Below are 11,976 nucleotides of genomic sequence, written 5' to 3' on the forward strand. Positions count from 1 at the left end.
CTTACTTTCCTGCGTGTAGATCCTGGAGGCGACGTACTGTGCGCTCCGGGCCAAATTTGATGGCCCGACAGAAGGCTTCGCCGCCTGCCAGTGTGGTTGTGTAGGTTACCTTGGTCTGCAGGGCGGACTGGCGAATCTGGGCCGAGTCGGAAATCGCCTTGCGACCTTCAGTGGTATTGATAATCAGCTGAACCTGACCATTCTTGATGGCGTCAACAATGTGCGGGCGACCCTCGCGAACCTTGTTTACCCGCTCCACGGCAACACCTTCGGCTTCCAGCGCCTTGGCGGTGCCGGTGGTGGCAATCACCTTGAACCCGGCCTCAACCAGGTCACGGGCCACCTTCGCCGCACCGGGCTTGTCGACATCCCGCACAGACATGAACGCGGTACCCTGGGCAGGCAGGCGCTCACCGATGGCCAGAGCCGCCTTGGCAAAAGCTTCGTCGAAGCTGTCGCCCAGCCCCATCACCTCACCGGTGGACTTCATTTCCGGCCCAAGGATCGGGTCTACCGCCGGGAACTTGTTGAACGGGAATACCGATTCTTTTACCGCATAGTAAGTCGGCACGATTTCCTGGGTGAAGTTCAGTTCTTTCAGGGTCTTGCCGGACATTACCCGGGCCGCCACTGCCGCCAGGGACACACCAATGGCCTTGGAGACAAACGGCACGGTACGGGAGGCGCGGGGGTTGACCTCAATCACGTAGATTTCGCCATCCTGCCACGCCAGCTGCACGTTCATCAGGCCGATAACGTCCAGCTCGATGGCCATCTTCCTGACCGCTTCGCGCATTTCATCCTGCACCTCTTTAGGCAGGCTGTATGGCGGCAGCGAACAGGCGGAGTCACCGGAGTGAACACCGGCCTGCTCAATGTGCTGCATGATGCCACCAATGACCACATCCGTGCCGTCGCAGATGGCGTCAATATCCACCTCAACAGCGGCATTCAGGAAGTGGTCCAGCAGCACCGGGCTGTCATTGGACACCAGCACCGCGTTACGCATGTAACGCACCAGCTCGGTTTCGTCATAGACGATTTCCATCGCCCGACCACCCAGCACGTAGGACGGGCGCACCACCAGCGGGTAGCCGATTTCGCGGGCCGCCAGGATGCCTTCCTCGTGACTGCGCACAGTGGCGTTTTCCGGCTGCTTCAGCCCCAGGCGCTGGATCATCTGCTGGAAACGTTCACGGTCTTCGGCACGGTCAATGGCATCCGGGCTGGTGCCGATAATCGGCACACCGGCCGCCTCAAGACCACGAGCCAGTTTCAGCGGAGTCTGGCCGCCATATTGCACGATCACGCCCTTGGGCTTCTCAACGTGGATGATTTCCAGCACGTCTTCCAGGGTGATCGGCTCAAAATACAACCGGTCGGAGGTGTCGTAATCGGTGGACACGGTCTCCGGGTTACAGTTGATCATAATGGTTTCGTAGCCGTCTTCACGCATGGCCAGGGCCGCGTGCACACAGCAGTAGTCGAACTCAATGCCTTGGCCGATCCGGTTCGGGCCACCACCGATCACCACGATTTTCTCGCGATCGCTGGCATCTGCCTCGCACTCTTCCTCGTAGGTGGAGTACATGTAGGCGGTGTCTGAGGCAAACTCGGCGGCGCAGGTGTCGACGCGCTTGTAGACCGGGCGGATACCCAGGTCGTGACGCAGTTTGCGCAGGCTCACCTCGGAAATGCCCAGCAGTTTGGCCAGGCGAGCGTCGGAGAAGCCCTTGCGCTTGAGACGGAACAGGGTGGCCTGATCAATATCCGCTTTGCCCGCGGATTTCAATGCAGCCTCTTCGCGCACCAGATCTTCAATCTGGACCAGGTACCAGGGATCCACCTTGGTGTGCTGGAACACTTCTTCCACGGTCATGCCGGCACGGAATGCGTCGCCGATGTACCAGACGCGGTCAGCGCCCGGCACGTTGAGTTCGCGGGTCAGGGTTTCCCGGGAATTCTCGGAATCCAGGTCGTCCAGCTTCTCATCAAAACCTTCAGAACCTACTTCCAGCCCGCGTAGCGCTTTCTGCATGGACTCCTGGAAGGTGCGGCCAATAGCCATGACTTCCCCCACAGACTTCATCTGGGTGGTCAGGCGAGCGTCGGCCTGGGGGAATTTCTCGAAAGTAAACCGGGGAATCTTGGTGACCACATAATCGATGCTCGGCTCGAACGAGGCCGGAGTCACGCCACCGGTGATTTCGTTCTGCAACTCATCCAGGGTATAGCCAATCGCCAGCTTGGCCGCTACCTTGGCGATCGGGAAGCCGGTGGCCTTGGAGGCCAGGGCCGAGGACCGGGACACCCGCGGGTTCATCTCGATCACCACCATGCGGCCGGTGTCCGGGTTGATGCCGAACTGCACGTTGGAACCGCCGGTTTCCACACCGATTTCACGCAGTACCGCCAGCGAGGCGTTCCGCATGATCTGGTATTCCTTGTCAGTGAGGGTCTGGGCCGGTGCCACGGTGATGGAGTCACCGGTATGCACGCCCATGGCATCGAAGTTTTCGATGGAGCAGACGATGATGCAGTTGTCGTTCCTGTCGCGAACAACTTCCATCTCGTACTCTTTCCAGCCGATCAGAGACTCGTCGATCAACAGTTCGTTGGTCGGGGACAAGTCGAGACCACGAGTACAGATTTCCTCGAATTCATCCTTGTTGTACGCAATACCGCCGCCTGAGCCGCCCATGGTGAAGGACGGGCGGATGATACACGGGAAGCCAATGTCTTCGGACGCTGCCCAGGCTTCGGCCATGGAGTGAACGATGGTCGCGCGCGGGCATTCCAGGCCGATCTTTCTCATGGCCTTATCGAAGCGGTCACGGTCTTCGGCCTTGTCGATGGTGTCGGCATTGGCACCGATCATTTCGACGCCGTGCTTCTCCAGCACGCCGTGCTTTTCCAGATCCAACGCACAGTTCAGTGCGGTCTGGCCGCCCATGGTGGGTAGCAGGGCGTCCGGCTTTTCTTTCTCAATGATCTTTTCGACCGTCTTCCAGGTGATGGGCTCGATGTAGGTGGCATCGGCCATGGCCGGGTCGGTCATGATGGTGGCCGGGTTAGAGTTCACCAGGATAACCCGGTAACCCTCTTCGCGCAGCGCCTTGCAGGCCTGGGCCCCGGAGTAATCGAATTCGCACGCCTGCCCGATCACAATGGGACCTGCGCCCAGGATCAGGATGCTTTGGATGTCTGTACGTTTTGGCATGTCTCGGTAAACCTGTCAGCAACTTTTGAATTCTTTCAGCGCGTACGATGCGCCAGTGAGCTATCTGTGATGGCCTTGCCCTCAGGCAGATCGCGCTTCCATCAGCTGGATAAACTCGTCGAACAGGGGCGCCACATCATGGGGGCCCGGGCTGGCTTCCGGGTGACCCTGGAAGCTGTAGGCCGGCTTGTCTGTGCGGCGAATACCCTGCAGAGTGCCGTCAAACAGCGACTTGTGGGTGGCCTCCACATTAGCCGGCAGGGTTGCTTCGTCTACCGCAAACCCATGGTTCTGGCTGGTAATCATCACGGTGCCTTTGGCAATGTCCTGCACCGGATGGTTAGCACCGTGGTGGCCGTGCCCCATTTTCATGGTTTTGGCGCCACTGGCCAGAGCCAGCAACTGGTGACCCAGGCAGATGCCGAACACTGGAATTTCGGTTTCCAGGACGTCCTGAATGGCTTTGATAGCGTAGTCGCACGGCTCCGGGTCGCCGGGGCCGTTGGACAGGAAGATGCCGTCCGGATTCATGGCTAGCACTTCCGAGGCCGGAGTTTGCGCAGGCACAACGGTGATGTCGCAGCCACGGGCGGCGAGCATGCGCAGGATGTTGAACTTCACACCGTAGTCCCAGGCAACGACCTTGAATTTGGCGGCGGCCTGGTCACCATAACCGTCTGAGATATCCCACTCGGTCTGGCTCCACTGATAGGATTTCTCGCTGGTGACTTCTTTAGCCAGATCCATGCCCTTGAGGCCTGGGAAGGCTTTCGCCAGTTCCAGGGCGCGCTCGGCGGTGGCGTTCTCGCCAGCGATGATGGCACCGTTCTGGGAGCCTTTGTCGCGCAGGATGCGGGTCAGGCGGCGGGTGTCGATGTCCGCAATGCCAACAATGTTGTTGCTTCGCAGGTACTCGCCCAGGCTCTGCTGGTTACGCCAGCTGCTGGCGACCAGGGGCAGATCGCGGATGATCAGGCCGGATGCGTGGATGCGGTCGGATTCTACGTCTTCTTCGTTTACACCGGTGTTGCCAATGTGGGGATACGTCAGGGTGACGATTTGGCGTGAGTAGGACGGGTCGGTCAGGATTTCCTGGTAGCCGGTCATGGCAGTGTTGAACACTACCTCGCCGCTGGTTTCTCCGTCTGCGCCGATGGCGGTGCCGTAGAAGAGGCTTCCGTCTGCGAGTGCAAGGATTGCTGGTGTGCTCAAGGCTTGTATCCTCATCGAGTGGCGTAAGTTCGTCACGAACAGGAACGCAAGCGCAAATTCAGGTTGCAAAAAAGCGAGACAAGGTAAAAACCCGGTCCCGCTTTCTTATAAACTTTTCAAAGGTACGCTTGGTGCAGTCAAATCGCCTTATTGTAAGCTGTTTTGGCGTTTTCTGTCCACGTTGAATTCTTGCCGGGAGTAAGGCGGTTGTCCGGCAGGAGTGCTGGATCACCTTCCCGAAAAACGCTACGAGCACATCCCTGTGCGCTTCGCTCCGGCCATCCATGGCCTCCGAGATTTTCGGGAAGGTGATCCAGCCCTCCTACCTCAGAGTCCGCCGCTCAGAACTCTCTCGCTCGGGGTCAACTGTTCAAGAGCACATTCAGTCCTTCAGATTCAAGACATCCTGCATGTCATACAGTCCAGCGGCCTTCCCTTCCAGCCAGAGCGCAGCTCGCATCGCCCCTTTGGCGAAGGTCATCCGGCTGCTCGCCTTGTGGGTGATTTCGATGCGCTCGCCTTCGGTGGCAAACAGAACGGTGTGGTCGCCCACCACGTCGCCGGCGCGGATGGTTTCGAAGCCGATTTCCTTGCGGGTGCGTTCGCCGGTGAAACCTTCGCGGCCGTAGACAGCGCATTCTTTCAGGTCGCGGCCGAGGGCGTCAGCCACGACTTCGCCCATGCGCAGGGCGGTGCCTGAGGGGGCGTCTTTTTTGTGGCGGTGGTGGGCCTCGATGATTTCTACGTCGTAGTCGTCACCCAAAGTAGCCGCTGCGGTGCGCAGGAGGTTGAGGACGACGTTGACGCCAACGCTCATGTTGGGTGCGAAGACCACTGGGGTGGATTCGGCGGCCAGGGCCAACTGTTCTTTTTCGGCGGCGGTCATGCCGGTGGTGCCGATGACGATCATTTTGCCGTTGGCGCTGCAGAACTTTGCGTTTTCCAGGGTGAGGTCCGGGAAGGTGAAGTCCACCAGTACGTCGAAGTCGTTTTTGACGTCGTCGAGGCTGCCGGCCATTTTGATTCCGGTTTTGCCGATGCCAGTCATTTCGCCGGCGTCGGCGCCAATCAGGCTGCTGCCTGGCTCGACGATGGCAGCACCGAGTTCGAGGCCTTCGGTGCCGTCTACGGCTTCGATCAGCACTTTGCCCATGCGCCCGGCGGCGCCGATGATTGCTACCCGCATCTGTTATGCCCTCAGAATTTCATTTCGTCGAAGAAGCTTTTCACACCCTCAAACCAGGAGGTTTTCTTCGGAGCATGATGGGTGCCGTTGTTGCCGCTCAGGGTTTCCTGGAACTCTTCCAGCAGCTCTTTCTGGCGCTTGGTCAGGTTGACCGGTGTTTCCACCATCACGCGGCACAGCAAATCGCCGGCAGGGCCACCGCGAACGGGGCTTACGCCTTTGTTGCGCAGGCGGAAGAGTTTGCCGGTCTGGGTTTCTGGTGGAATCTTGAGTTTGACCCGGCCGTCCAGGGTCGGCACTTCCAGTTCACCACCCAGGGCTGCATCTACGATGCTGATCGGCACTTCGCAGTATAGATTACGGCCGTCACGGGTAAAGATGGAATGCTCGCGCACGGCAATCTGCACATACAGGTCACCTGGCGGCCCGCCATCAACGCCCATCTCGCCCTCACCTGAGAGACGAATGCGATCGCCGGTATCCACACCGGGTGGCACTTTCACAGACAGGGTTTTTTCCTGCCTCACGCGGCCCTGGCCGTGGCACACTTTACAGGGATTCTTGATAACCTGACCGGAGCCCCGGCAGGTCGGGCATGCCTGCTGCACGGTGAAGAAACCCTGCTGCATGCGAACCTGCCCCATACCCTGGCAGGTACCACAGGTTTCAGGACGGGAGCCTTTTTCAGCACCACTGCCATCGCAGGCTTCACACTCTTTGTGGCCAGGAATGTTGATCTTGACGGTTTTGCCTTTGACGGCCTCTTCCAGATCGATTTCCAGGGTGTAGCGCAGGTCGGAACCGCGAGTGTTGCGGCCCCGGCCACCGCCACCGAAAATGTCACCGAAGACATCACCAAAGATATCGGAGAAGCTGGCACCACCGCCGCCAAAGCCTCCGCCGGCCTGGCCATCCACGCCGGCATGACCAAACTGGTCGTAGGCCGCACGCTTGCTGCCATCGGCAAGAATTTCGTAGGCTTCGCTGGCCTCCTTGAACTTGTTCTCGGCGTCTTTGTCGTCCGGGTTACGGTCCGGATGGTATTTCATCGCAAGCTTTCGGTAAGCCCGCTTTATGTCCTTCTCGTCCGCGTCCCGGGAGACCCCGAGTACTTCGTAATAATCGCGCTTGGCCATGCTTAAAACCCTGTTGCTATAACGCGGAAAACGCGGGGCTTACCCCCGCGTTTTCCAACTACCTGATGTACTTAGGATTTACTTCTTGTCGTCGTCTTTGACTTCTTCGAACTCGGCGTCCACCGCATCGTCAGCCGCCTGAGACTGGGCACCTTCCTGCCCGCCAGCCTGCTGCGCCTGGTCTGCCTGATCCGCGTACATCTTCTGTGCCAGCTCGGAAGACACTTCGGTCAGTTTCTGAGTCTTGGCTTCGATGGCTTCCTTGTCAGAGCCGGTCAGGGCTTCTTCCAGATCCTTGATGGCCGCCTCGATAGACTCCTTTTCACTGTCAGAAACCTTGTCGCCGGCTTCGGTCAGGGTCTTGCGCACGGCGTGAACCATGGCATCACCCTGGTTGCGAACCTGAACCAGCTCTTCGAACTTGCGATCTTCCTCGGCGTTGGCCTCGGCATCGCGAACCATCTTCTCGATCTCGTCGTCGTTCAGACCAGACGAGGCCTTGATAACGATGGACTGTTCTTTACCGGTGGCCTTGTCTTTGGCAGACACGTTCAGGATACCGTTGGCATCGATATCGAAGGTGACTTCGATCTGCGGCACACCGCGCGGCGCCGGCGGAATATCCGCCAGGTCAAAGCGGCCCAGCGACTTGTTCTGGGAAGCCTGCTTACGCTCACCTTGAACCACGTGAATGGTTACGGCCGTCTGGTTGTCATCCGCTGTTGAGAACGTCTGCGACTTCTTGGTCGGGATGGTGGTGTTCTTGTCGATCAGCGGCGTTGCCACGCCACCCATGGTTTCAATACCCAGAGTCAGCGGGGTTACGTCCAGCAGCAGCACGTCTTTTACGTCACCGGAAAGAACAGCCGCCTGGATGGCAGCACCCATGGCCACGGCTTCGTCCGGGTTCACGTCTTTACGGGCTTCTTTGCCGAAGAACTCTTTTACCTTTTCCTGCACCAGCGGCATACGGGTCTGACCACCCACCAGGATAACTTCGTCGATTTCAGACGCCTTCATGCCGGCGTCCTGCAGTGCGACTTTACAGGGCTCCAGGCTGCGCTGAACCAGATCTTCCACCAGGCTTTCCAGCTTGGCGCGGGTCAGCTTCACGTTCATGTGCTTGGGCCCAGACGCGTCTGCAGTGATGTACGGCAGGTTCACGTCTGTCTGCTGGCTGCTGGACAGCTCGATCTTCGCTTTCTCACCGGCTTCCTTCAGGCGCTGCATGGCCAGGGAATCGCCGCGCAGGTCGATGCCACTGTCTTTCTTGAACTGGTCTGCCAGGTACTCGATGACCTTCAGGTCGAAGTCTTCACCACCCAGGAAGGTGTCACCGTTAGTGGCCAGAACCTCGAACTGATGCTCACCGTCGACATCGGCAATTTCAATAATGGAGAGGTCGAAAGTACCACCACCCAGATCGTATACAGCAACTGTGCGGTCACCGCTCTTCTTGTCCAGGCCATAAGCCAGGGCAGCTGCGGTCGGCTCGTTGATGATCCGCTTCACTTCCAGACCGGCGATCTTGCCCGCATCTTTGGTGGCCTGGCGCTGGCTGTCATTGAAGTAAGCCGGCACGGTAATCACTGCTTCCGTTACCTTCTCGCCCAGGTAGTCTTCTGCAGTCTTTTTCATTTTCTTCAGAACTTCTGCAGAGATCTGGGGCGGTGCCATCTTCTGGCCCTTTACTTCAACCCAGGCATCGCCGTTGTCGGCCTTGGTGATCTTGTAGGGCACCATCTTGATGTCTTTCTGAACCACATCGTCCTCAAAACGACGACCGATCAGACGCTTGATGGCGTACAGGGTGTTATGGGGATTGGTGACCGCCTGGCGCTTGGCGGACTGACCAACCAGGGTCTCGTTATCGTCGGTGTACGCGATAATGGAGGGAGTAGTACGATCACCCTCAGCGTTTTCAATAACCTTTACCTTGTCGCCATCCATGATGGCCACACAGGAGTTGGTGGTTCCCAGGTCGATACCAATAATCTTGCTCATCGAATCACTCCAAATCTTTCTGAATGCTGTCCCAGGGAGGTTTGCCCTGACTGTCGCTGTTTAATCGCTATATTGGCGCTTTAATCGGCTTTTCAAGCCTGCTCGTCGATTTTTGGTGCATCTTCGGCCTTGGCCACAACCACCATGGCGGGACGAACCACGCGACCGTTCAGCAGGTAGCCCTTCTGCACCACGGCAACCACGCTATTCGGCTCGGCATCTGGCGCGGGCACCATAGACATCGCCTCGTGCTGTTGCGGATCGAACGGTTCACCCACCGGGTTCACCTGTTCAACGTTGAATTTCTTGAGGCCGTTCATGAACAGGCCCAAAGTCATTTCCACGCCTTCGCGAATGGAGCCAACCAGCTCACCGGCGTTTTCATGTCCTTCAGTGCTTTCCACTGCCTTTTCAAGGCTGTCCGCCACCGGAAGAAGCTCTTTCACAAACTTTTCCAGAGCGAACTTGTGGGCCTTTTCCACATCAATTTCGGCTCGACGACGCACATTCTGCATCTCAGCCTGGGCCCTCAGCGCCTGGTCCTGGTATTCCTGCAACTGCGCCTTCAGCAATTCCAGTTCGGAACCTTCTTCAGCACCGGCGGTTTCTGCTTCGCCCTGCTCTTCTGTGGCGTTTACTGCCTCGTTCAGCTCGTCTACTTGTTCGTTGCGCTTATCGTCAGCACTCATGACAACTCCTGATGACTTTCCCTGGGCCCGAGGGCCTGCGGCTAAATGAGCCCCGCCTTGCACAGGCAGGAAAATACGACTTTGCGAACGGATATGGGGCCCGCCCCTCAGGTTTCAACCTCAAACGATGCATTCTTTCAGATTTTCACGATTCGATTGTTTGCAATCAGGAAAAAGGCTGTATATATTCACAGCAACTGTATAGATCAACAGTGTCCAGACAATTTTCAGAGAGTCTCCAATTCTGAGCGGAGGTTATCGGCATGCTCACACAACTTATGGTCTCCAACTACGCCATCGCCGAACGGGTCGACCTGCATTTCAGCAAAGGCATGACGGCCCTGACCGGTGAAACCGGCGCAGGTAAATCCATTGTTCTGGATGCTCTCAGCCTGGCCATGGGCGGCCGAGCAGATGCCGGAGCCGTGCGCCACGGCGCCAAACGAGCCGATATCACCGCCAGCTTCGACATCTCACGTATTCCGATTGCCCGACAATGGCTGGAAGAACACGAACTGGATGACAAAGACGACTGCATCCTGCGCCGGACCATCAGCAAGGATGGTCGTTCAAAAGCCTTTATTAATGGCCAGCCCTGCCCACTCTCCCAGCTCAAGGACCTTGGCGGCCTGCTGATGGATATTCACAGCCAGCACCAACATCAGTCACTGCTGCAAAAAGACACTCATCGGAAGCTGCTGGACGAATTCTCCGGCGCCGAAGACCTGGCAGAGCAAACCCGGGATGCCTGGAAAGCCTGGCATAGAACCAGTCAGAAGCTGGAACAGCGGCGCCAGAACGCCGACGAGGCAGAGGCAAAACTGCAACTGCTCCGGTACCAGGTGGAAGAGCTGGACCGGCTTGCCCTGGGCGATGGCGAACAGGAAGCGCTTGAACAGGAACAAGCGCAGCTGAGCCAGGCCGATGCGGTACTGCATAGCAGCCATCAGGCTGCCCTGCTGTGCACTGAGGACGAAACCAGTGCCGCCGACCTGGTGCGTCAGGCACTCCAGCAACTGGAGCAACTCCCAGTGGATGTTCCGGCACTGGCTGACACCATCCAGATGCTGACCGAAGCACAGATCCAGATTTCAGAAGCCGGGGACAACCTTCGGCACTTTGTTGAAGACTACGAAGCAGACCCCGCACGGCTGGCCGAGGTCGAGGAACGCCTGAGCGCCATTTATCAGATGGCTCGAAAGCACCGCATCACACCGGAGGAATTGCCGGAACTGCACCAACGCCTGTCGAACGAACTGGAAGAACTGGACGGCGGCGAAGGCAGCCTCGAGCAGCTTGAGGCAGAGCAGCAAGCCCTGCGCAAACGGTTTGATGAACTGGCCGGGCAATTAACGGCCAAGCGGGAGCAGGCAGCGGCGGAACTGGATCAGCGAATTGCTCAGGAGCTTGCACAGCTGAGCATGCCGGCCGTCCAGTTTGTTACCAAACTGGGCCGCAACAGCAATGACGAACCGGCCCCCCACGGTATGGAAGATGTCGAGTTCCTGGTCAGCGCCAACCCGGGGCAACCCGCACGCCCACTGGCCAAGGTGGCCTCCGGGGGCGAACTGTCTCGGATCAGCCTTGCCATTCAGGTAGTGGTCGCCCAGACCTCAACCACCCCCACCCTCGTGTTTGACGAAGTGGACGTGGGTATTGGTGGCGGCACAGCAGAGGTGGTCGGGCGTTTGCTCCGGTCTCTGGGCAGCAACGGCCAGGTGCTGTGTGTCACTCACTTGCCCCAGGTGGCAGCTCAGTGCCACCAGCACCTGTTCGTCAGCAAATTCACCGAACAGGACGCAACCTATTCACGCATTGAAACGCTGGATGACCAGGGAAGAATCAGCGAAGTGGCAAGAATGCTGGGCGGCGTAGACATGACAGAGCACACCATTGCCCACGCCCGGGAGATGTTCGTTAAGGGTCAGGCGACCCATCACTGAATCCCCCTCTCGATTCGGAGAGCTGTTGGGGCCGGCGCTTGCTGGCCCCTTTTTTTTGACTTATTTCTTGGAAGAGCCCAAAGGCTTAACGTAGAGGATCAGGCTGTGATCAACGATCTCATAGCCGTGCTCCCTGGCGATCTTCTGCTGGCGCTCTTCGATGATATCATCCACAAACTCGATCACTTCTCCGGTTTGCGTGCATACCATGTGGTCATGGTGATCATCGCCCGCCATTTCGAAGACGGCGTGGCCACCCTCAAAGTTATGGCGCAACACCAGGCCTGCGGCCTCGAACTGAGTCAGCACCCGGTAGACGGTTGCCAGCCCCACGTCATCTCCCTGATCCAGCAGCTTCTTGTAAACATCCTCGGCACTCAAATGGTGCTCTTCGGCGTTCTCCAGAATATTGAAGATTTTGACTCTCGGGAGAGTAACCTTCAAACCGACCTTTCGTAATTCGGCGTTTTCAGATGACATGTTACTATTCACTCTTTGGTGTGCCTTACGGCTTCCGGTATGATGAAGCCGCCGTTCAACGGACTACCCGTTTCACACCTGCTTGATGCAGGCGATTTCAAGATAG

8 protein-coding genes are annotated in these 11,976 nt (G+C 58.0%); 1 reads left to right on the forward strand and 7 read right to left on the reverse strand.

The annotated features are described in order from the left end of the window. Window position 1: 1 nt before the first annotated feature. The 6 genes from carB to grpE form a co-directional block, all read right to left on the reverse strand. On the reverse strand, window positions 2-3,220 hold the full coding sequence (gene carB / locus ACNSOI_RS16585; RefSeq protein WP_106694149.1) for a carbamoyl-phosphate synthase large subunit: 3,219 nt from the start codon (window positions 3,218-3,220) through the stop codon (window positions 2-4). A gap of 81 nt (window positions 3,221-3,301) precedes the next feature. Next, the gene (gene carA / locus ACNSOI_RS16590; RefSeq protein WP_228263779.1) at window positions 3,302-4,432 is read right to left on the reverse strand and encodes a glutamine-hydrolyzing carbamoyl-phosphate synthase small subunit; all 1,131 of its coding nucleotides are present in this window, start codon (window positions 4,430-4,432) and stop codon (window positions 3,302-3,304) included. 382 nt (window positions 4,433-4,814) lie between these two features. Further along, window positions 4,815-5,618 carry a 4-hydroxy-tetrahydrodipicolinate reductase gene (gene dapB, locus ACNSOI_RS16595; RefSeq protein WP_374813720.1) on the reverse strand — a complete coding sequence of 268 codons (804 nt, stop codon included), beginning with the start codon at window positions 5,616-5,618 and terminating at the stop codon, window positions 4,815-4,817. Window positions 5,619-5,629: 11 nt separating this feature from the next. Beyond that, window positions 5,630-6,754, reverse strand: a complete 1,125-nt coding sequence (gene dnaJ / locus ACNSOI_RS16600) for a molecular chaperone DnaJ (RefSeq protein ID WP_058092540.1) — start codon at window positions 6,752-6,754, stop codon at window positions 5,630-5,632. Window positions 6,755-6,832: 78 nt separating this feature from the next. Further along, entirely contained in the window at window positions 6,833-8,758 is a 1,926-nt protein-coding gene (gene dnaK, locus ACNSOI_RS16605; RefSeq protein WP_061330644.1) for a molecular chaperone DnaK, read from the reverse strand. 92 nt (window positions 8,759-8,850) lie between these two features. After that, the gene (grpE, locus tag ACNSOI_RS16610; RefSeq protein WP_061330645.1) at window positions 8,851-9,447 is read right to left on the reverse strand and encodes a nucleotide exchange factor GrpE; all 597 of its coding nucleotides are present in this window, start codon (window positions 9,445-9,447) and stop codon (window positions 8,851-8,853) included. Window positions 9,448-9,710: 263 nt separating this feature from the next. On the opposite strand from grpE, the gene recN reads away from it, so the two are divergent. Further along, window positions 9,711-11,390 (forward strand): DNA repair protein RecN, encoded by a 1,680-nt coding sequence (gene recN, locus ACNSOI_RS16615; RefSeq protein ID WP_072676285.1) that lies wholly within the window; start codon window positions 9,711-9,713, stop codon window positions 11,388-11,390. 60 nt (window positions 11,391-11,450) lie between these two features. Here recN and fur read toward each other — a convergent pair whose 3' ends face one another. Beyond that, window positions 11,451-11,870: a ferric iron uptake transcriptional regulator gene (gene fur, locus ACNSOI_RS16620; RefSeq protein WP_286920591.1), complete on the reverse strand. Its 420-nt coding sequence runs from the start codon at window positions 11,868-11,870 to the stop codon at window positions 11,451-11,453. Window positions 11,871-11,976: the final 106 nt, after the last annotated feature.

Source organism: Marinobacter sp. GH_1 (assembly GCF_048595985.1).
GTDB lineage: Bacteria > Pseudomonadota > Gammaproteobacteria > Pseudomonadales > Oleiphilaceae > Marinobacter > Marinobacter shengliensis.

Bases quoted from the DNA above. Each gene is read 5' to 3' on its own strand.
- carB (WP_106694149.1), bottom strand. From the start codon at position 3,220: ATGCCAAAACGTACAGACATCCAAAGCATCCTGATCCTGGGCGCAGGT.
- dapB (WP_374813720.1), bottom strand. From the start codon at position 5,618: ATGCGGGTAGCAATCATCGGCGCCGCCGGGCGCATGGGCAAAGTGCTG.
- dnaJ (WP_058092540.1), bottom strand. From the start codon at position 6,754: ATGGCCAAGCGCGATTATTACGAAGTACTCGGGGTCTCCCGGGACGCG.
- dnaK (WP_061330644.1), bottom strand. From the start codon at position 8,758: ATGAGCAAGATTATTGGTATCGACCTGGGAACCACCAACTCCTGTGTG.
- grpE (WP_061330645.1), bottom strand. From the start codon at position 9,447: ATGAGTGCTGACGATAAGCGCAACGAACAAGTAGACGAGCTGAACGAG.
- recN (WP_072676285.1), top strand. From the start codon at position 9,711: ATGCTCACACAACTTATGGTCTCCAACTACGCCATCGCCGAACGGGTC.
- fur (WP_286920591.1), bottom strand. From the start codon at position 11,870: ATGTCATCTGAAAACGCCGAATTACGAAAGGTCGGTTTGAAGGTTACT.